This window comes from Mesorhizobium sp. WSM3868, from assembly GCF_002294785.1.
Taxonomy (GTDB): domain Bacteria; phylum Pseudomonadota; class Alphaproteobacteria; order Rhizobiales; family Rhizobiaceae; genus Mesorhizobium.
In genome coordinates, this window is the sequence record NZ_NSGB01000019.1 from 1 (window position 1) to 20232 (window position 20232).

General features: G+C 62.4%; 22 protein-coding genes. 13 read left to right on the top strand and 9 right to left on the bottom strand.

The features are described 5' to 3' along the window. The 3 genes from CK221_RS24440 to CK221_RS24450 all read right to left on the bottom strand — a co-directional run. A partial coding sequence (locus CK221_RS24440) for a transposase (RefSeq protein ID WP_143749098.1) occupies positions 1-350 on the bottom strand: 350 nt, incomplete at its 3' end. Positions 351-502: 152 nt separating this feature from the next. Beyond that, on the bottom strand, positions 503-1666 hold the full coding sequence (locus tag CK221_RS24445; RefSeq protein WP_095779569.1) for an alpha/beta hydrolase: 1164 nt from the start codon (positions 1664-1666) through the stop codon (positions 503-505). Positions 1667-1772: 106 nt separating this feature from the next. Further along, positions 1773-2882, bottom strand: a complete 1110-nt coding sequence (locus tag CK221_RS24450) for an alpha/beta hydrolase (RefSeq protein WP_066998881.1) — start codon at positions 2880-2882, stop codon at positions 1773-1775. Between the two features lie 215 nt (positions 2883-3097). Here CK221_RS24450 and ilvA point away from each other — a divergent pair, with 215 nt between their 5' ends. Next, positions 3098-4354, top strand: a complete 1257-nt coding sequence (gene ilvA / locus CK221_RS24455; protein WP_095779570.1) for a threonine ammonia-lyase IlvA — start codon at positions 3098-3100, stop codon at positions 4352-4354. Further along, entirely contained in the window at positions 4351-4923 is a 573-nt protein-coding gene (locus CK221_RS24460; RefSeq protein ID WP_095779571.1) for a DUF1697 domain-containing protein, read from the top strand. The genes ilvA and CK221_RS24460 overlap by 4 nt, the downstream gene beginning before the upstream one ends. A 12-nt stretch (positions 4924-4935) precedes the next feature. Here CK221_RS24460 and CK221_RS24465 read toward each other — a convergent pair whose 3' ends face one another. Next, positions 4936-5223, bottom strand: coding sequence for a DUF2218 domain-containing protein (locus CK221_RS24465; protein WP_095779631.1), 288 nt, complete (start codon positions 5221-5223; stop codon positions 4936-4938). 125 nt (positions 5224-5348) lie between these two features. After that, positions 5349-5789 carry a lactoylglutathione lyase gene (gene gloA, locus CK221_RS24470; protein ID WP_066998873.1) on the bottom strand — a complete coding sequence of 147 codons (441 nt, stop codon included), beginning with the start codon at positions 5787-5789 and terminating at the stop codon, positions 5349-5351. Between the two features lie 259 nt (positions 5790-6048). Between gloA and CK221_RS24475 the strand changes: the two genes are divergently transcribed. From CK221_RS24475 to CK221_RS24485, 3 genes are all read left to right on the top strand, one after another. Next, positions 6049-6642 carry a cold-shock protein gene (locus CK221_RS24475; RefSeq protein ID WP_066998870.1) on the top strand — a complete coding sequence of 198 codons (594 nt, stop codon included), beginning with the start codon at positions 6049-6051 and terminating at the stop codon, positions 6640-6642. A 191-nt stretch (positions 6643-6833) separates the two neighbouring features. Further along, positions 6834-7346, top strand: a complete 513-nt coding sequence (locus tag CK221_RS24480; RefSeq protein WP_066998868.1) for a DUF192 domain-containing protein — start codon at positions 6834-6836, stop codon at positions 7344-7346. 15 nt (positions 7347-7361) lie between these two features. Beyond that, entirely contained in the window at positions 7362-8129 is a 768-nt protein-coding gene (locus tag CK221_RS24485; protein ID WP_095779572.1) for an alpha/beta hydrolase, read from the top strand. A 121-nt stretch (positions 8130-8250) separates the two neighbouring features. On the opposite strand, the gene speB is transcribed toward CK221_RS24485, so the two are convergent. Together speB and CK221_RS24495 are read right to left on the bottom strand one after the other, a co-directional pair. Beyond that, on the bottom strand, positions 8251-9216 hold the full coding sequence (gene speB, locus CK221_RS24490) for an agmatinase (protein WP_095779632.1): 966 nt from the start codon (positions 9214-9216) through the stop codon (positions 8251-8253). A 41-nt stretch (positions 9217-9257) separates the two neighbouring features. Next, positions 9258-9872 (bottom strand): hypothetical protein, encoded by a 615-nt coding sequence (locus CK221_RS24495; protein WP_095779573.1) that lies wholly within the window; start codon positions 9870-9872, stop codon positions 9258-9260. A 121-nt stretch (positions 9873-9993) separates the two neighbouring features. Between CK221_RS24495 and cysE the strand changes: the two genes are divergently transcribed. Together cysE and CK221_RS24505 are read left to right on the top strand one after the other, a co-directional pair. Further along, positions 9994-10842 carry a serine O-acetyltransferase gene (gene cysE, locus CK221_RS24500; RefSeq protein WP_095779574.1) on the top strand — a complete coding sequence of 283 codons (849 nt, stop codon included), beginning with the start codon at positions 9994-9996 and terminating at the stop codon, positions 10840-10842. Between the two features lie 137 nt (positions 10843-10979). Further along, positions 10980-11183, top strand: a complete 204-nt coding sequence (locus CK221_RS24505) for a DUF3126 family protein (RefSeq protein WP_040969488.1) — start codon at positions 10980-10982, stop codon at positions 11181-11183. Here CK221_RS24505 and CK221_RS24510 read toward each other — a convergent pair. Continuing rightward, positions 11180-11899 carry a hypothetical protein gene (locus tag CK221_RS24510; RefSeq protein ID WP_348628446.1) on the bottom strand — a complete coding sequence of 240 codons (720 nt, stop codon included), beginning with the start codon at positions 11897-11899 and terminating at the stop codon, positions 11180-11182. The two genes, CK221_RS24505 and CK221_RS24510, sit on opposite strands and share 4 nt — an antisense overlap. A gap of 342 nt (positions 11900-12241) precedes the next feature. On the opposite strand from CK221_RS24510, the gene clpP reads away from it, so the two are divergent. The 4 genes from clpP (at position 12242) to hupB (ending at position 17597) form a co-directional block, all read left to right on the top strand. Continuing rightward, positions 12242-12871, top strand: coding sequence for an ATP-dependent Clp endopeptidase proteolytic subunit ClpP (gene clpP / locus CK221_RS24515; protein ID WP_066998854.1), 630 nt, complete (start codon positions 12242-12244; stop codon positions 12869-12871). Between the two features lie 296 nt (positions 12872-13167). Then, positions 13168-14442 (top strand): ATP-dependent Clp protease ATP-binding subunit ClpX, encoded by a 1275-nt coding sequence (gene clpX, locus CK221_RS24520; RefSeq protein ID WP_059185169.1) that lies wholly within the window; start codon positions 13168-13170, stop codon positions 14440-14442. Positions 14443-14717: 275 nt separating this feature from the next. Next, complete coding sequence (gene lon, locus CK221_RS24525) at positions 14718-17129, top strand: endopeptidase La (protein ID WP_066998851.1); 2412 nt, start codon at positions 14718-14720, stop codon at positions 17127-17129. 195 nt (positions 17130-17324) lie between these two features. Further along, positions 17325-17597: a DNA-binding protein HupB gene (hupB, locus tag CK221_RS24530; RefSeq protein WP_027166452.1), complete on the top strand. Its 273-nt coding sequence runs from the start codon at positions 17325-17327 to the stop codon at positions 17595-17597. A gap of 83 nt (positions 17598-17680) precedes the next feature. Here hupB and CK221_RS24535 read toward each other — a convergent pair whose 3' ends face one another. Next, positions 17681-18703, bottom strand: coding sequence for an aldo/keto reductase (locus CK221_RS24535; RefSeq protein WP_095779575.1), 1023 nt, complete (start codon positions 18701-18703; stop codon positions 17681-17683). 187 nt (positions 18704-18890) lie between these two features. Here CK221_RS24535 and hxlB point away from each other — a divergent pair, with 187 nt between their 5' ends. Together hxlB and CK221_RS24545 are read left to right on the top strand one after the other, a co-directional pair. After that, the gene (hxlB, locus tag CK221_RS24540; protein WP_095779576.1) at positions 18891-19457 is read left to right on the top strand and encodes a 6-phospho-3-hexuloisomerase; all 567 of its coding nucleotides are present in this window, start codon (positions 18891-18893) and stop codon (positions 19455-19457) included. A 4-nt stretch (positions 19458-19461) separates the two neighbouring features. Continuing rightward, positions 19462-20205 (top strand): creatininase family protein, encoded by a 744-nt coding sequence (locus CK221_RS24545; protein WP_095779577.1) that lies wholly within the window; start codon positions 19462-19464, stop codon positions 20203-20205. Positions 20206-20232 lie beyond the last annotated feature (27 nt).

The window sequence follows — 20232 nt, forward strand, 5'->3', positions numbered from 1 at the left end:
GACCAACGTCTTTTTTTGTACGACAGACCCTCGGCGTGGACGAACTCCCAGACCGAGCGATAGTCGACCTCAAGCCCTCGTTCGGCGAGCTCGGCGACAAGCCCGCGCAGCGTGAAGGCCTGCTTGCGGCAGCGCTCAATGAGCCAGTCGCGCCAGGCCCCCGATAGCTTCTTCGGCTTGGAACCACCGACTTTGCGCGGTGCTACGCTGCCGGTTTCCTCATCGAGCTTCACCCACTCGATCGCAGCGCTGTAGCTGACCCCGAAACGCTTCGCAGCTGCGCGCCGCGACATTCCCTCTGTCTTCACCGCCGCCACGACGCGCTCTCGCAGATCCATCGATAGTGCCATCCATGCTGGCCTCCTTCCCAGCATGAATGGTGAATCATAAACCCGCTGATTTGGGAATCCTCAACGACTCCCAACAATTTCATCCCGCTCTAGCATCGCCGATGTTGGGGTGAGGCCGGCCTGACCCGCACCTCGACACGCCTAACCGGTGCTCAGCCGCCGGTGGCGATCGTCAGCACCCTGAACGGCGTGGTGATGACCACCTCGGCGACCGAGCCGACCGCCTTGCCGAGACCCTGGCCGATATTGTTGAGCTGCGTTGGATCCGGCTCGTCCGAGGCAAGACCGGCAGGCGTGCGCAGTCGATTGCCGAGCAACTGCACCAGGATCGGATTGTCGGCGAATTTGGCATGGTTTAACCGGTCTCCGCCCTTGGTTTGGGTCAGATCGACCACCGTCACGCCGTAGTTGGCGAGATCTGCCGCGTTGTCGTAATCGCCGACGCGCGGCTTTTCGCCGGAGATGAAGCTGGACAGCTTGAGCGCCCGGTCGTCGCCCGAGAGAAGGATGGCGAAAGGCTTGTCGGGCTTGCCGTAGCGGATCATCTGCTTCTTGAAAACATCGACGTCGATGTCAGGCGAGGCGAGGATGACGTAGCCGAGCTTGCCGTTGAGATCGCGGTCGCCGGTGATGGCGAGCTGGCGCAAAGCTTCCATCGTCAGCCAAGTCCCCATCGAATGGGCAATGATGTCAATGCTTTTGGCGCGGGACTTGGCAAGCATCCTCAGTGTCGCTTCCAGGTCGTCGCGCGCGGCGGTGGAGCTGTCCTTGTCATAAATGTAGCCGGTCGTCTTGCCGCTCGACGCCCACGAGAACAGCACCGGTGTGCCCGGATAATTCGTGTCGTGCGCGATCTGCGTCAGGCGGTAAACGCCATCGTCGAAGCCGTTGTTGAAGCCGTGCACGAAGACCAGGGCGCGGTCGCCGCGTATGGCAATATCTGTGCCGACCGCCTTCGCGAATTGCGAAGCGTCCCCATAGTGGACGACATCGGTGGCGGTGAACTGCCTAGCCGGAATGCTGTCGGCCGAACCCTTGGCGCGCTCGATCGCCCCAAGCTGGTGGATCCTTGGAACCGTGACGTCGACACGCGCGTAGCTGGTGGTCAGCGAACGGTCGCCGTCGAAAACCTGCCGCGGGTCCTTGGTCGCCTGCTGCCGGGTCGTGGCGACGAAGATCTCATGCTTGGCCGCAATTTCGGATGCAGGCGCGGTAACGGGCTTCCGATTGAGCAGGTCAGGCGCGTTCTGCCCGGCGCAGCCCGTCAGGGCGAGCGTGAAGGCAAGGCCAAGGACGATCTTCCAACGCACGATCACCCGGGATCCCCCAAGGGCGGCAAACCTCTCGGGCTCCTTCGATAAAGCCAGCGAGCGGTCTGGTCCAGTTCAAAGTCCGTGCAGGGCGGCAACCGCGTGAACACGGTTATTGAGTGGCGAGCTGGCTGATCCGGTCGGTGACGTCGCGGTCGCTGGCAAAGCCGTCGTCCTGGCGCAGCCGCTGGCCGATCATCTTCACCAGCATCGGGTTGTCGGCGAATTTGGTGTGGTTGAAGCTGTCGTTGCCCTTCACCTTGGAGAGGTCGACCACCGTGACGCCGTAGGAGGCGAGGTCGGCCGCGTCCCTGTAGTCGCCGACGCGCGGCCGTGCACCGGCAATCAGGCCGGAGAGCCGGAGAGCGCGGTCGTCGTCCGACAGGAGCAGGATGAACGGCTTGTCGGGCTTGCCGTAGCGGCGCATCTGGCTCTTGAAGACATCGACGTCGATGTCGGGCGAGGCCAGGAGAACATCGCCGAGCTTGCCGCCGAGGTCGCGGTCACCGGTGATGGCGAGCTGTCGCAGTGTTTCCATCGTCACCCACGTCCCCATCGAATGGGCGACGATGTCGATGCGGCGCGCACCGGTCTGCGCCAGCATTCTCAGCGTCACTTCCAACTGGTCGCGGGCGGCGGCGGCACTTTCCTTGTCATAGACATAGTCGGTGGTCTTGGCGCCCGAAGCCCATGAAAAAAGCACCGGCGTGCCGGGATAGCCGGAATCGTGAACGATCTGGGTCAGACGGTAGACGGCATCGTCGAAGCCGGTGTTGTAGCCGTGGACGAAGACCATGACGCGGCCGCCGCGGGCGTCGATGTCGGCATTGAGCGCGCTGGAGAATTTCGGCTGCGTGTCGTAGCCGACGACCTCGGAAGCCATGAAATATTTGGTCGGATCGTTCGACGTCCCGCGCGAGCGACGCTCGATCTGACCGGTCTCATGAACCGGCGGGACGGTGACGTTGACGCGGGCGTAATTGAGCGTCGCCGAGCGCTCGCCGTCGAAAACCTTGTTCGGGTCGTCGGAGCGCTTGCGGGTGGTGGCGATGAAGATCGAATGGTTGCCGGCGATCTCGGTCGCCGTCGTCGGCACCACGACGCTGCCCAGGATTTCCTGTGACGGTCGTCCCGCGCAGCCTGCAACCAGCAAGGCCAGGGCAAAGATGCAAATCGTCTTCAAATGCACGTCGAAACTTCCATTCGGGCCGCAATTGGCCATCCGCCTCCGCGAAATCTCCCGGACAGGGGAAGTGCGGCGGAAGTAAGTCGTGTCCAGCCGAAATTTGATCGGCGGGTGCCAATCGCCTCGGCACTGTTGCGCGAAAACCAAAGCGGCGGCAGGAGGGCGGCGAGCGGCTGCATCGGTGGCCGCGAAAACCAAACTATGCAATAGGCTTGGGCTGCGAACCACATGGTCTCGGAGCCGGTTGCCTCATGAACAGTTTTTCTTCCCGCGTCGCAGGCGCCGCGGAGGCGATCCGCGGGATCTTTCCGGAAACGCCGCTGCAGGAGAACGACTATCTGTCGAGAAAGACCGGCGCCCGCATCCTCCTGAAGCGCGAGGACCTGACGCCGGTCCGCTCCTACAAGATCAGGGGCGCCTTCAACTTCTTCCGCAAGGCGCTCGCCGCCGGCAACAATGCCGAGCTGTTCGTCTGCGCCTCGGCGGGCAACCACGCGCAGGGCTTTGCCTTCGTCTGCCGCCATTTCGGCAAAAAGGGCGTGGTGTTCATGCCCGTGACGACGCCGCAGCAGAAGATCGACAAGACGCGGCTTTTCGGCGGCGATTTCGTCGAGATCAGGCTGGTCGGCGACTTCTTCGACGATTGCTATCGCGCCGCCTTCGAATTCACCGAAGCCGCCGGCGCGCATATGGTGCCGCCCTTCGACCACAAGGACATCATCGAGGGGCAGGCGACCGTCGCCTACGAGATCGCAACCCAGATGCCGGGCGGGCGCATGCCCGACATCGTCATGCTGCCGGTGGGCGGAGGCGGCCTGGCTGCCGGCGTCACCCATTATTTCGCCGACCAGCAGCGTGAATTGCGCTTCGTATTCTGCGAGCCGGCGGGTGCGCCTAGCCTTAGCGAGAGTCTCGCCGGCGGCAAGCGGATCAGGCTCGCCAAGGTCGACAACTTCGTCGATGGGGCGGCGGTGGCTGAAATCGGCCGCGAGCCGCTGCGCCATCTCAAGGAATTCACCGCTGACGCGGTGCGCCTTGTCCCGGAAAACCGGCTTTGCGCGACGATGATCGAGATGCTCAATGTCGAGGGCGTGGTGCTGGAGCCAGCCGGCGCATTGGCGATCGACGCGCTCAAGGATTTTTCCCGCAAGGAGATGAGGGGCAAGACCATCGTCGCGATCGTCTCGGGGGGCAATTTCGATTTCGAGCGCCTGCCGGACGTCAAGGAACGAGCGCTGCGTTTCGAAGGGCTGAAGAAGTACTTCATCATCCGCTTCCCGCAGCGGCCGGGCGCATTGCGCGATTTCCTCGAAATGCTCGGCCCGGACGACGACATCACGCGCTTCGAGTATCTCAAGAAGTCGGCGCGCAATTTCGGCTCTGTGCTGATCGGCATCGAGACCAAGGACCGGCGCAATTTCGATCTGCTGAAGGCCAATTTCGACGCCGAGGGCGTGCAGTATCAGGACATCACCGACAACGAGACGCTCGCGGGGTTCATCATATGAGCGGGCCAAAAACGGGCGACAAAGGAACGGTGTTCGTAGCCCTGTTTTCCGGGATCAATGTCGGTGGCAACCGCATCGTCAAGATGGCGGAGCTGAGGTCGTTCTTCGAAGACCTCGGCTTCACAGACGTATCGACCTACGTGCAAAGCGGCAGCGTCGTGTTTCGTGCCAACAACAGCGACGCTGCGGCGCTGACCAAAGCACTCGAAGCGGCCTTCGAGAAGAAATGGGGGTTCAATTCCCGCATCATGGTGCGCAATGCCGGCTGGTTCGAGCGCCTGGTGAAGGACAATCCCTATCCGGAGGTTGCGGGCGAGCCGACCAAGCTGCATGCCTATGCGCTGGAGCGAGAGCCGACCGCGGAAGAGGCGAAGCGGCTGGCGGAAAAGTGTGCCGGCCCAGAGCGCTTCGAGATCAAAGGCGACGTGCTTTACCTGCATGCGCCGGAAGGGCTTGGCAAATCGGTGTTTGCCAATCTTATTGGGCGAACGCTCAAGGTGCCGGGCACGGCGCGCAACTGGCGCAGCGTGCTTGCGCTGCTCGAAATGGCCAGCAAGGCCGCCGGCTGACGCTCAATTCTTTCAGGCAGCCTTCTGCCAGTCGAAGGTCAGCTCCTCGCAGAAGGCGAAGCGCTTGATGTGGTCGGCGACCACGGCTTCCAGCCGCTCGAGCGAGGCGGCGTCGTCAGCGGCGACCGCGATGTGGAGAGCCTTGTCGTCTGCATCCATCACGGTGCGGCCGAGCGAGAGCTGGATGGCGCCGTGATGCGGGTCGAATTCGACCGGGAACTTGTGCGCCCAGTGCTTGCAGAGCTGCTGCAGATAGCGGCTGGCGTTTTCAGTGGCGACGTCGGCGCGGCTGGTCGGCATGAAATTCTCCCGGCGGATCAAGAAAAGCGCCAGCCTGATCTGGCTGGCGCCACAAGCGCTTAGATAGGCGCGATCCGGCAAAACGCCATAGACCGGCCGGTCAAATCCCCGGGAGGGGCAGGCGCCTACCAGCTTCCCGTATTCGACATCGAGGCCCATGGCTCCGCCTTTGCCTTGGCCGGGCCTTTCTGCAGGAGCTCGATGGAGATGCCGTCCGGCGAGCGGATGAAGGCCATGTTGCCGTCGCGCGGCGGCCGGTTGATGGTCACGCCATTGTCCATCAGCTTCTGGCAGGTGGCGTAGATGTCGTCGACCTCATAGGCGAGGTGGCCGAAGTTGCGGCCGCCTTTGTACTCCTCCGGATCCCAATTGTAGGTCAGCTCGACCAGCGGCGCCTTCTCTGCAATGCCGCTTTGCTCATCATCGGGCGCGGCGAGGAAGATCAGCGTGTAGCGTCCCTGCTCGTTCTCGTAGCGACGCACTTCCTTGAGGCCGAGCTTGTTGCAGTAGAAATCGAGCGATTGATCGATGTCGGCGACGCGGACCATTGTGTGAAGATAGCGCATATCGGATTCCTCGCGGCGTTACGTTTGCGGCGCACCATAGGAGCCGCTCCGCCAAAGGGCAATCGTCCGACAAAACCGATAAGGTGATCGATTTCAGCCGCGCCTTTGCTCTTCAGGCCGCGCCGGTAAACAACAATTGAGGCTTTCCGGTGCTCAACGGTGAAAAAAGGCACGTCAGGTCTTGCACACCCCGGAAGCCGCAGTGTTAATCTGATGGCAAGAATCACTAGCGGTTGCAGTTGGAAAAGGGGGCGTTCTTATGGGGGAAAAAGCCTCTTTTACGAGGCGGGACGGAAGCCTTGACGACGCCTTGACGCGAGACAGTGGCGGCGACTCCGCCGGGCTTGTCGAAATCGCCGGCGCTATCAAATGGTTCGACGTGGCCAAGGGCTACGGCTTCATTCTTCCGGACGACGGCGTCTCGGGTGATATTCTCCTCCATGTGACATGTCTTCGAAGAGATGGCTTTCAGACCGCGCTGGAAGGCGCGCGCGTCGTCTGTCTCGTCAAGCAGGGCGAGCGTGGCCTGCAGGCGTTCCGGGTTCTTTCCATGGACGCCTCGACAGCGGTGCATCCGGCCGAGCAGGAGCAGCGCACGCATGTCACCGTGACTGCCGAGAGCGGGCTCGAGCGGGCGCTGGTGAAGTGGTTCAACCGCACCAAGGGCTTCGGCTTCCTGACCCGGGGCGAGGGCACCGAGGACATCTTCGTCCATATGGAGACGCTGCGCCGCTACGGCATTACCGAGCTGAGGCCCGGCCAGGTCGTTCTGGTCCGTTTCGGACGCGGCGACAAAGGCCTTATGGCCGCCGAAATACACCCCGATATGGGCACCTTGCCGGTCTCGCATTAAAGCGCGGCCCGACGCACTTTATTTTTTGCTTGATGCAGGTTCGCCAAAACCGCTTGGCAGATTTGGGCGACATGCATCGGGCTCTCTCGATACGATCGGGATGCCCTGCCCGGTGCAAGGCCGTTCCTGTCCAAAAACCAGTTCCACTCGCTCGGATCATGGTCTAGGACAGGGCCTGGACGAGGTATCACATGGCTCATCGCAACTGGCTGACCGCAGGCGCGCTTTGCGCCGCCATCGCTCTGGCCGCCATTTTCAGCGCCTTGAGACCGAGTTCGGCGGACGGTCAGGCGATGATGCTGCCTGCCGATCCGACGCGGCTCGTCGCGATCACCGGCTCCGGCAAGCATTCCTTCTCAATCGAGATAGCCGACAGCTCGGAAGAACGCGAGGCCGGGCTGATGTACCGCAAGGACATGGCCGACGATCACGGCATGCTGTTCGTGTTCGAGCGGCCCGCTGAGGTGAATTTCTGGATGAAGAATACACCGATGCCGCTCGACCTGGTCTTTATCGGCCAGGACGGCAGGATCAAGGCCGTCAAGCGTGGCGAACCGGAATCGGAGGCGATCATCTCGCCCGGACAGCCGGTAAGCTTCGTGCTTGAGCTGAAGGCGGGAACGGCCGCCAAGGACGGTCTGAAGGACGGCGATCTCCTGCGTCACCCAGCGATCGATAAGACCTCGGGCGCCGGCTCCAACTGACCGCGGCTGCACCAGATGCAATATTTTTCCCATGACGGCTTCGAACTCGCTTACCTCGACCGCCGGCCGGCGTCCGGTCAGGGCGATCCGGTGCTGATGATCCACGGCTTCGCCTCCAGCCACTACGTCAATTGGGTCTCGCCGGGCTGGTTCAAGACGCTGAACGACGCGGGGTACCGCGCCATCGCCGTCGACAATCGCGGCCACGGTGCGTCGACGAAGAGCTACCAGGAGGCGGACTACACGCCGGCCAAGATGGCCTCGGACGCGGCCGCGCTGCTCGATCACCTCGGCATCGAGCACGCCCATGTCATGGGCTATTCGATGGGCGCGCGGGTATCCGCCTTCATGGCGTTGTCCAATCCGGACAAGGTGGCGACGCTGGTGTTCGGCGGCCTCGGCATCGGTCTTGTCGACGGCGTCGGCGACTGGGATCCAATCGCCGATGCGCTTCTGGCCGAGGATGCCGGTACGATCAGCCATGCGCGCGGCCGCTCGTTTCGCGCCTTCGCCGACCAGACGCGCAGCGACCGCCGGGCGCTGGCCGTCTGCATAGTCGGCTCACGCGCGTCAATGAGCGAGGACGATGTCGCGCGGATCGCCCAGCCGACCCTGATTGCCGTCGGGACCAAGGACGACATCGCCGGCTCGCCCGACGAGCTTGCCGCGCTGATGCCCCACGCAGAGGCTTTTCGCATCGAGGGCCGCGACCACATGCTCGCCGTCGGCGACAAGAGCTTCAAGCAGCGCGTGCTGGAGTTCTACGCCGAAAATCCGCTCTGACCCATACCGTCCGCTGCGGGCGACGACGCGTCTACCTAAAGCAGGTTGCGCGAAACGCGACCTGCTTTTGACCTTTGCGATGTCCTTTTCCCGAAACTGGAAGCACTTCGGGGAGAATGCTTTAGCCGCGCGTTCTCCTGTCGGCGATGGATTTCGCCATAACGCAAAGCAGCTCGAACATCATGGTCGCGCCGGCAAGCGCCGTCATGCCGCCAATATCAAAAGGAGGCGCGACCTCGACGACGTCGGCTCCGGCGAAATTCAATCCGTCGAGCAATCGAACCAGCTCCTGCACCTCGCGGGTGGTGAAGCCGCCGAGCTCCGGCGTGCCGGTGCCGGGGGCCATCGACGGATCGATGCAATCGATGTCGAAGGTCACGTAAGTGAGGCTGTCGCCGACAAGATCGCGTGCTTCCTGCATGACGGAAGCGGTGCCGCGTTTGACGAACTCTTCCATATATACGATGCGCACGCCCTGAGCGGTCGCCCAGTCGTGTTCGCCCGGCTCATAGATCGAGCCTCGAATTCCGATCTGAATAACCCGCTTCGGGTCGAGCAGCCCTTCCTCGATCGCGCGGCGAAAGGGCGTCCCGTGTGTATAGGGATTCTCGCCGAAGTAGCAGTCGTTCGTGTCGGAATGCGCGTCGAAGTGAATCATGCCGACGGGTTCCTTGCGGGCGATGGCGCGCAGCACCGGCAAGGTCGTCAGATGATCGCCGCCGGCGGCCAAAGGAAGAGCGCCGTCAGCAACGATGGCGGCAATGCCGTCCTCGATGCGCTTCAATCCGTCGAGCAAGTTGATCGGATTGACCGAGAGGTCTCCCACATCGGCGACATTGGCAATGCTGAACGGCTCGGTTCCCGACACGTGGTGGACGCGGCGCATCAGGCTCGACTGGTTCCTGATTTCGCGTGGACCGTGGCGGGCGCCGGCCCGATTGGTCGTGCCGCCATCCCAAGGAATCCCGACAAGGGCAATATCGAGCCCCTTCGCGTTCGGCACCGCCGGCAGCCGCATGAAGGTGGAAAGCCCGGCAAATCGCGGCACCTGGGCGGCGTCGACGGGTTGGAAGAAGTTGTTTTCCATGGTTTCGGTCATCCCAGAGGCGTTCACGTTCGGCGTGGCGATCAGGTCTGTTGAGACTGGTCTTGCAGGACCTGCAGCGATCGGACCAGATTTTCCCTGGCCCGAGCCTCGAACCGATCGCGAAACGATTGTGTGTTGAAAATATGCGGACGGGCCAGGAAGCTCGTCAGGACAGCCGCGCGGCCGGCGCGCCAGATCGGTTCCTCGACCCAGCCATATTCGCGCCGGACCGCCTTCTCGTAGGCGTCGAAGCGGTTCGGGTCGGCACCGAGGATCGCGAGGTCCATGTCGAGGAAAAGGGCGGCATCGCTTGCGGCATCCTCATCTTCGAGCGGCGGCAACTGGTGCGTGGCGGTGGCGCTGATCATGGCCAGAATCCGGGCAAGCCGGGCCGGGTCGGTGCGGCCGGAGAGCTTCCTTTCTGCCAGCACGGCGCTCTTTGCCTCGTTGTCCTTGGCGCGGCTGTCATAGACCGCATCATGGAACCAGATCGCCGCTTCGATTGCTTCTGGATCGTCAAGAAGGTGCCGGTGTTCGGCTGCCAACGCCAGCATTGCTTCGATGTGAGGCAAGCCGTGGTAGTGGCGATCCGCGCTCTGATAGAGCGCGGCAAGCTCGCTTTTCAGCGCATCGTCGATCAAGGGTTCGTTTTCCATCGCCGCTTGAATCTCGGTGAACCAAGTCCATTTGACAAAGCACTAAGGAAAATTGAGTTCAACCGTGTTATGATCTGGCCTATATGTGCCGCCGGATGAATGAGCAGGCCGGAGACCGTCGATGAACAGCGTTACGATAGCCCGCCCCAGCATGGTGCAGCCGGTCGACCCGATCTGGCGCGCGATCAGGGATGAGGCGATGGAAGCGGTAAACCGCGATCCGTTGCTGGCTGCTTTCCTCTATTCCACCATCCTCAACCAGGAGAGCCTGGAAGAAGCGGTCATTCACCGCCTGGCCGAGCGCCTGGCGCATCAGGATATCGGCTCCGACCTCATCCGGCAGACCTTCAAGGCCATGCTTGCCGACGATCCGGAGTGGAGCACGACGGTCCGCGTCGACATCCAAGCCTATTACGATCGCGACCCTGCCTGCGACCGCTTCATCATGCCGGTGCTTTATTTCAAGGGCTTTCATGCCATCCAGACGCACCGTTTGGCGCATTGGCTGTGGAACCAGAGCCGCAGGGACTTCGGGCTCTACCTGCAGAGCCGCTCGTCCTCGGTGTTCCAGACCGATATCAACCCGGCCGCCCGCATCGGCAAGGGCATTTTTCTCGATCACGCCACCGGCCTGGTGGTCGGCCAGACCGCCGTCATCGAGGACGATGTCTCGATCCTGCACGGCGTGACGCTGGGCGGCACCGGCAAGGCCAGCGGCGACCGCCATCCGAAGATCCGCCGCGGCGTGCTGATCGGCGCCGGCGCCAAGATACTCGGCAACATAGAGATCGGCCATTGCTCGAAGATCGCGGCCGGTTCGGTAGTGCTTTCGCCCGTGCCGCATAACAAGACGGTCGCCGGCGTGCCGGCGCGTGTCGTCGGAGAGACCGGCTGCGACCAGCCCTCGCGACAGATGGACCAACTCCTGCCCTCGCAGACGATGGACCACGTCGTCAGCTTCGACATCTGATTCTGCGGTCATCGCCAGTGGCCGGAGTCCGGTCGCCACTCAAGGCTCGGTTGTAATGCTGCCGGCTTGCCTTTACATCGCCATCGTCGGCGTGTCAGAAGCGCGTTCCAACGAACAGCCGCATTCGGAGAAGACTTTTGAAGCCAGACGAAATCAGAAAGCTGGACGCCTACTTCAAGCGCGTCTTCCAGAATCCCAAGCTGCAGGTGAAGGCGCGCCCGCGCAAGGAAGACTCTGCCGAGGTCTATGTCGGCGACGAATTCCTCGGCATCGTCTTCAAGGACGAGGACGACGGCGACTATAATTTCTCGATGGCGATCCTCGACGTCGACCTGGCCTAAGCCGGCTTTCCGGCCGGGCTCGCCATGCCGACCCGGTCGGAAACCCCCCCGCGTGATTTTCCGGCTAGTCCACGCAGTGCCGCGGGATATGCACCCGCCGCCAGTCGGTCGAGCCTTCCCGCACCACCACCCGCCGCGCTACCCTCCGGTATGAGGGCGCGATTTCCGTGATGCGCCGCTCTCCTGGCCGCACCAGCACCTCGCGGGCCACGCCTTCGTATTCGGCCGGAAGGACGACGCGCCGGACGCGCTCCGGCTCGACGATGACCGTTTTGGCAACCCGCTTTGGCAACCCGCGCGTAGCGCGCCTCACGCCACACCTTGCACAGCACCTTGCGGCCGTGGATGACCCGCCATTCCCAGGCATAGCCGCCGTCATCCACCTTGACCGTGTGATAGACGGTGCGCGTCACGGCCGGTACGACTTCATAGCTGATGCGAGGCGTGGCGATCTGTTCGATGCTCTCGGTCGTGCCGTAGATCGGCGCGTCATAGTGGACGAGCTGGCCGCCGGGGCTCACCATCACGTCTTCATAGACCGTGTCGTAGATCGCCGGCCGATGCACCGGCTCGTAGCATTCGAGCGTGCGGCCGCCGGCCGCGGCCTGCGACACGGCGGTAAGCATTGCGAGGCTGGTCGAGGCGAGCGATGCGGCACCCTTGCGAAGGGAGCTCTTGCAAAAGGAACTCGTGCAAAAGGAACTCTGGCTAAACATGACGTTCACCCGTTGAAAAAAGGACGCCGGTTCAACGCGGGAGCGTATCGGAAGGTCCGCCATGGACGGGGATTTCACGGCTTGTCGTTAAGCAGCGCGGTTAAGAAACTGCTACCGTGGCGGCCGGGTAGCGCCCTGGCATTTCGGGCAAAGGGCCATCTCCGGCGCAACCTGCAGCATTTCCTTGGGCCGAGCCGCTTGCTTCGACTTAACCAGATGGCTAGGAGGGGCGGCCTTGCGCTAGGGTGAGCCGGCATCCTATTTAGGATTCAACGATCCAGAACCGATTCCGCCCGATTGCTCAGGTCTACGGCGCCGGAATCCGTCCAACAAGGGTAGTCCATGAAGAACCCCGTCGAAACCTACATGAACCTCGTTCCGATGGTGGTCGAGCAGACCAATCGCGGCGAGCGTGCCTACGACATCTTCTCCCGCCTGTTGAAGGAACGCATCATCTTCATCACCGGCCCGGTCGAGGACGGGATGGCGACGCTGGTTTGTGCACAGCTTTTGTTCCTCGAGGCGGAGAACCCCAAGAAGGAAATCAACCTGTACATCAACTCGCCGGGCGGTGTGGTGACATCGGGCATGGCGATCTACGACACCATGCAGTTCATCAAGCCGGCGGTATCGACGCTCTGCATCGGCCAGGCAGCCTCGATGGGCTCGTTGCTGCTTTGCGCCGGCCACAAGGATATGCGGTTTGCCACGCCGAACGCCCGTGTCATGGTCCATCAGCCGTCCGGTGGCTTCCAGGGCCAGGCGTCGGACATCGAACGTCATGCGCAGGACATCATCAAGCTGAAGCGCCGCTTGAACGAGGTCTATGTCAAGCACACCGGCAAGAGCTATGACGAGATCGAGCGGACGCTCGACCGCGACCATTTCATGACCGCCGACGAGGCCAAGGAGTTTGGTCTGATCGACAAGGTCATTACGACGCGCGAACTTGGCGAAACCCCCGCCGCATAGGCTCTGATTGGGGGCTGAATGGCGGGATAACGCGCTTTTGGCGCGGCTTGCGGCATTTCGGCCACAATTGCCTGTTCCCTCAAGGTTCGGGATTGCCTACGTTAAGGCTATGTTGATTTTCGACGGCTTAGCTTTGCATGGGGTTGCTGCGAATCATTGTCGCGTTTTCTGATTGTGTTTCGGACGGAATGCGCTGTGTGAGCCGGGACACTGGCGCCGGCGGATTCCTGCGATAGATTGATGAGGCGCCAATGCGGCCAGACCATCGGCTGGCAGGCGGTGAAAGGACAGAAAAAATGAGCAAAGTTAGCAACAACGGCGGCGATTCAAAGAACACGCTCTATTGCTCGTTTTGCGGCAAAAGCCAGCACGAAGTGCGCAAGCTGATCGCCGGTCCGACCGTCTTCATCTGCGACGAGTGCGTCGAACTCTGCATGGACATCATCCGCGAGGAGAACAAGACCTCGATGGTGAAGTCGCGCGAGGGCGTGCCGACCCCGCAAGAGATCCTCAAGGTTCTCGACGACTATGTCATCGGCCAGCCCTACGCCAAGCGGGTGCTGTCGGTGGCCGTCCACAACCACTACAAGCGCCTCGCGCATGCCGGCAAGAACAACGACGTCGAATTGGCAAAGTCGAACATCCTGCTGATCGGGCCGACCGGCTGCGGCAAGACGCTGCTCGCCCAGACGCTCGCCCGCATCATCGACGTGCCGTTCACCATGGCCGACGCCACGACGCTGACCGAAGCCGGTTACGTCGGCGAGGACGTCGAGAACATCATCCTGAAGCTCTTGCAGTCGGCCGACTACAATGTCGAACGTGCGCAGCGCGGCATCGTCTATATCGATGAGATCGACAAGATCTCGCGCAAGTCGGACAACCCGTCGATCACCCGCGACGTCTCGGGCGAGGGCGTGCAGCAGGCGCTGTTGAAGATCATGGAAGGCACGGTTGCCTCCGTGCCGCCGCAGGGCGGCCGCAAGCACCCGCAGCAGGAATTCCTGCAGGTCGACACCGCCAACATCCTGTTCATCTGCGGCGGCGCCTTTGCCGGACTGGACAAGATCATCTCGGATCGCGGCCGCAAGACCTCGATCGGCTTCGGCGCAACCGTGGCGTCGCCCGAGGATCGCCGCACGGGCGACCTGTTCCGCCAGGTCGAGCCGGAGGATCTTTTGAAATTCGGCCTGATCCCGGAATTCGTCGGCCGTCTGCCGGTTCTGGCGACGCTCGAGGACCTCGACGAGCCGGCGCTGATCCAGATCCTGACGGAACCGAAAAATGCGCTGGTCAAGCAGTATCAGCGGCTGTTCGAGATGGAGAATGTGGATCTCACCTTCCACGAGAACGCGCTGTCGGCGATCGCCAAGCGCGCCATCGAGCGCAAGACCGGTGCGCGCGGCCTGCGTTCCATCATGGAAGCGATCCTGCTCGACACGATGTTCGAGCTTCCGGCGCTGGAAGGCGTGCGCGAGGTGGTGATCTCGGAAGAGGTGGTCTCGGGTAACGCCCGGCCGCTTTACATCTATTCCGAGCAGAAGGAAAAGAAGGGCAATGTCAGCGCCTGAAATGGCACTGATCCGGCAAATTTTCATGGAACGGCGCCCGTGTGGCGCCGTTTTGCTGTGAGGGGGCTTACCTGTAGGTGATGGAGTGGCTGATCAAAGCATGCTAACCCTTGATCTTTGCACCGCCCGCATCCACCTAACAGCGGAAGGCCGAGGGCCCGAATTCTGCGCTGTAAAATTCCCGTCACAAACGGTGGTAGGCGGAACGACGCTCGGTCGTTAATATAAGATTCGCGGTTGGCTCAATTAGCGGCCGCGACATGAAAGGTTGGACAATGGCCAAAATATCCAGGGCTTCCGGCGACGGCGTGTTTGCAGTCCTCCCACTGCGCGACATCGTCGTGTTCCCGCACATGATCGTCCCGCTCTTTGTCGGGCGTGAAAAGTCGATCAAGGCGCTGGAAGAAGTGATGGGTCAGGAAAAGCAGATCCTGCTTGCCACCCAGATGAACGCAGCCGACGATGATCCTGAGCCCGATGCGATTTTCGACATCGGCACGCTCGCCAATGTGCTGCAGCTCCTGAAGCTTCCCGATGGCACCGTGAAGGTGCTGGTCGAGGGCGCCTCGCGCGCCAAGATCGTCTCGTTCACCGATCGTGCCGACTTCCACGAGGCCCGCGCCACCGCGTTGGTCGAGCCGGAGGAGGAAGAGGTCGAGATCGAGGCGCTGGCCCGTTCGGTCGTCACCGACTTCGAAAACTACGTCAAGCTGAACAAGAAGATTTCGCCCGAAGTGGTAGGTGCCGCCAGTCAGATCGACGACTATTCCAAGCTCGCCGACACGGTTGCCTCGCACCTGGCCATCAAGATCCCCGAGAAGCAGGAGATGCTCGCCACGCTCTCCGTCAAGGAGCGTCTCGAGAAGGCGATGGGCTTCATGGAAGCCGAGATCTCCGTGCTCCAGGTGGAGAAGCGCATCCGCAGCAGAGTCAAGCGCCAGATGGAGAAGACGCAGCGCGAGTACTACCTCAACGAGCAGATGAAGGCGATCCAGAAGGAGCTCGGGGAGGGCGAGGACGGCCGCGACGAGGCTGCCGAGATCGAGGCGCGCATCAAGAAGACCAAGCTCTCCAAGGAAGCCCGCGAGAAGGCGGAAGCCGAATTGAAGAAGCTGCGGTCGATGTCGCCGATGTCGGCTGAATCGACGGTGGTGCGCAACTATCTCGACTGGCTGCTGTCGATCCCGTGGGGCAAGAACTCCAAGGTCAAGCAGGATCTCGGCTACGCCCAGGACGTGCTCGACGCCGATCACTTCGGCCTCGACAAGGTCAAGGAGCGTATCGTCGAGTATCTCGCCGTGCAGAGCCGTCAGAAGAAGATCAAGGGTCCGATCCTGTGCCTCGTCGGCCCGCCCGGCGTCGGCAAAACCTCGCTCGGCAAGTCGATTGCCAAGGCCACGGGGCGTGAGTTCATCCGAATGGCGCTCGGCGGCGTGCGCGACGAGGCCGAGATCCGCGGTCACAGGAGGACCTATATCGGCTCGATGCCCGGCAAGGTCATCCAGTCGATGAAGAAGGCCAAGAAGTCCAACCCCCTCTTCCTGCTCGACGAGATCGACAAGATGGGCCAGGACTTCCGCGGCGATCCGTCGTCGGCCCTGCTCGAGGTGCTCGATCCGGAGCAGAACTCGACGTTCATGGACCATTACCTCGAAGTCGAATACGACCTGTCGAGCGTGATGTTCGTGACGACGGCGAACACGCTGAACATCCCTGCGCCCCTGATGGACCGCATGGAGATCATCCGCATCGCCGGCTACACCGAGGACGAGAAGATCGAGATCGCCAAGCGGCACCTGATGCCGAAGGTGATCCGCGATCACGCGCTGCAGCCGAACGAGTTCTCGGTCGGCGAGGACGCGATCCGCGGCATCATCCAGACCTACACCCGTGAAGCGGGCGTCAGAAGCCTCGAGCGCGAGCTGATGAAGCTCGGGCGCAAGGCGGTGACCGAGATCCTGAAGACGAAGAAGAAGACGGTGAAGATCACGGCCGACAACCTCGCCGATTATCTCGGCGTGCCGCGCTTCCGCTTCGGTCAGGTCGAGGCCGACGATCAGGTCGGCGTCGTCACGGGTCTTGCCTGGACGGAAGTCGGCGGCGAGCTGCTCACCGTCGAAGGCGTCATGATGCCCGGCAAGGGACGCATGACGGTGACCGGCAACCTGCGCGACGTGATGAAGGAATCGATCTCTGCGGCGGCCTCTTACGTCCGCTCGCGGGCCATCGATTTCGGCATCGAGCCGCCGCTGTTCGACAAGCGCGACATCCACGTCCACGTGCCGGAGGGCGCGACGCCCAAGGACGGCCCGTCGGCGGGTGTGGCGATGGTGACGGCGATCGTGTCCGTGCTCACGGGCATTCCGGTCCGCGCCGATGTGGCAATGACCGGCGAGGTGACGCTGCGGGGCAGGGTGCTGCCGATCGGCGGCCTGAAGGAGAAGCTGCTTGCCGCGCTGCGCGGCGGCATCAAGAAGGTGCTGATCCCGGAAGACAATGCCAAGGACCTGGCGGAGATCCCGGACAATGTGAAGAACAACATGGAGATCATTCCGGTGTCGCGGGTCGGCGAGGTGCTGAGGCACGCGCTGGTCAGGATGCCGGAGCCGATCGAATGGGTCGAGCCGGTCAATCCGCCGGCCGGCGCGGACGCCGGCGACGACGCCGGCAAGTCGCTTGCGCATTAGTTTCTTCTAAGGTTGCAATGCACAAAGAGAGAGCCGGGCTTTCAGCCCGGCTTTTTCATGTGAAAAATCTCCGAAAAAGTGGAAAAAAGCCCGGAATTCTGCGGTTTTCGGCTTGGGTTCCGGAACGCTTCTTTCTAAAGTCCGTTTCCTGCCGGATGAGTCGTAGTTCCGGTTTTCTCATGGAAGGGAATTTTTATGAACAAGAACGAACTGGTGTCCGCCGTCGCCGACTCCGCAAGCATTTCGAAGGCTGATGCGCAGTCCGCCGTCGATGCGGTGTTCTCTGTGATCACTGGCGAACTGAAGAAGGGCGGCGATGTCCGGCTTGTCGGCTTCGGAAATTTCACCGTGTCAAAACGTGCTGCTTCGACCGGCCGCAACCCGCAGACCGGCGCGGAAGTGAAGATTCCGGCGCGCACCGTGCCGAAATTCTCGGCCGGCAAGGGCCTCAAGGACGCGGTCAACTAGGACCTTTTCTTTTTAAGATCAGATGAGCCGGGCTTGCCCGGCTCTTCCTTTTTGTGACCCGCGCCAGGGGCATATGTGTGGCATCAGCCGGTAGGCGCGTCGGCGCGCATCAGGCCTTCTTGCTTGAGATCCGCCCACAATGCTGCCGGGATCTTCACGTCGAGCAGTGCACGGTTGCTTTCGACTTCGGCCGGCCGTTGGCCGCCGGGTATTACCGACATCACGGAAGGGTGCCGCAGCGGGAACTGCAACGCCGCCTCGATCAGTCGCACGCCATGGCGCTTGCAGACCGCCTCGATGCGTGCCACGCGATCGAGCACGTCTTTTGGCGCCTCTGTGTAGTTGTAGAAGGCGCCGGGCTTCGGCCCTGTCGCCAGTATGCCGGAATTGTAGGGCCCGCCAAGAACGATGCCGATGCCGCGCTGCTCGCAGAGCGGCAGGAAGCTCGCAAGCGCATCCTGCTCGAGCAGCGTGTAGCGGCCGGCGAGCAGAAAGAGGTCGAAATCACCGCGCTCGGCGAGCGTCTGGCAAACCTGCCACTCGTTGATACCGCCTCCGAAAGCCTTGATCACGCCCTGGTCACGCAGCGCGAGCAGCGCGTAATAGCCCGAAGACATGAACTCCTCGATGCGCCGGTCGGAAGCCTCCTTGCTGCCATGGGTGAAGATGTCGACATCGTGCACATAAAGGATGTCGATGCGGTCGACGCCGAGCCGCTCCAGCGAGGCCTCGAAGGAACGCATCACGCCGTCGTAACTGTAGTCGTAGACTTCCCGGCGCGAGGGCGTGTCGAAGAACTTGCCGATGCCGGTTCGCTGGTCGGGCGCAGAGACGCGCATGAGGCGGCCGACCTTGCTCGACAGCACATAGTCGTCGCGTTTCTTGCCGCGCAGGAAGGGGTTGAGCCGGGTTTCGGAAAGGCCGAGGCCATAGAGCGGAGCGGTATCGAAATAGCGGCAGCCGGTCTTCCAGGCCGCCTCCAGCGTGGCATTGGCATCCTCGTCCGAGACAGCGCGGTAGAGATTGCCGAGCGGCGCGGTGCCGAAACCAAGCTCGGTGAAGGTGATGCCGCCATTGCCGATGCGGTCGAAATGCCGTGTCTTCATATCGGCAAGATGTCCTGGATTGATTTGTCTGACATGACACTAGCACGCCGGTGGCACAGCAAAAGCGCCGAGGCTCGTTGGACACGAATTTTCGCGGTGATAGCATGAACGAAAACAAGTGTTTCGCGCCGAACGCGATCGCAAAGCCGCATGCCTATCAAGGCATCGGCAGACAGGATGAGCAGCCATGACGCAAGCCGGATCGGAGTTGTTTGCGACAGCGCTGGGCGAGCTCGGCGCCGTGTTGGGGCGCATCGATGACGGTCGGGTTGACGCGGCCTGCGCAATGCTCGCCGGCGCTGGCAAGATCGTCGTCTATGGCTGCGGCCGCGAAGCGCTGCAGGTCAAGGGCTTCGCTATGCGGCTCTTCCATCTCGGCCTGCCGGTTTCGGTGGTCGGCGATATGACCACGCCGCCCCTCGGCCAGGGCGATGTCTTCCTGGCGAGTTCCGGACCGGGCGAGACCGCCACCGTTCTCACCTTGATGCGCGTGGCCCGGGAGGCCGGCGCCAAGGTGGTGTTGCTCACGGCCGAACCGGCGGGCAGCGCGGCAAAGCTTGCGGACTTCACGCTGCTCGTTCCGGCCCAGACCATGGCGAGCGACCAAGGCGCCGCCAGAAGCTCGGTGCTGCCCATGGGCTCGCTGTTCGAGGCAGCGCTTTTCCTGGTGTTCGAGGTGATGGTGCTGAAACTCGAGGCGCTCACCGGCGCAACGCCGGAGACGATGCGCGCCCGGCACACCAACATGGAGTAGGGACATGCGCTACGAACTGATGCTGCCGCACCAGATCCGCAACGCGATCGAGGAGAACTGGCCGCTCGCGCTGCCGCTCGGCGTGCTCGAATACCATGGCGAGCACATGGCGGTCGGCATGGACACGCTGGCCGTCATCAAGACGCTCGAGCTTATCGAGAAGGAGCGGGACATCGTCATCCTGCCGCCCTTCTATTATGGCGCGGCGAGTTATGCCGTGGCGCCGCCGGAAGGCAGCGGCTCGGTGCAGGTCGGCGGTCCGGTGCTGGCGCCCTTTGCGGAGGAATTGTTCTATGGCCTGCTGCGCATCGGCTTCCGCAACATTCACGCCATCATCCATCACCAGACCGAGAATTTCGTCGCCGGCATGCCGACCGATCTCGCCTTCAAGACCGCCGGCCGGCAGGCGATTTTCCGCTTCCTGGAGAAGGAACGCGGCGAGGGCTGGTGGGGCTCGGAGAAGATGGTCGACTACTATGCCGGCCATGCCCAGGGCGAGAACGTCTTCAACTGGGTGCAGGTGCACCCGCTGATGCCGGCCGCAATGACCGGCAAATATCCATTCGACCATGCCGGGATCGGCGAGACATCGCTGATGCTGGCGCTACGTCCCGAAGCGGTGGATGCCGGTCATTTCGCGGACAATACCGGCTGGTACACAAAAGGCGCATCGGATGCCTCGGCCGAGCTGGGCCGGAAGGGTGTGGCGATGATCCTCGAGCATTTGCGGGCGATATTGCGGGCCTAGCTCGCTTCTCCCACAAGAAGGGGAAGG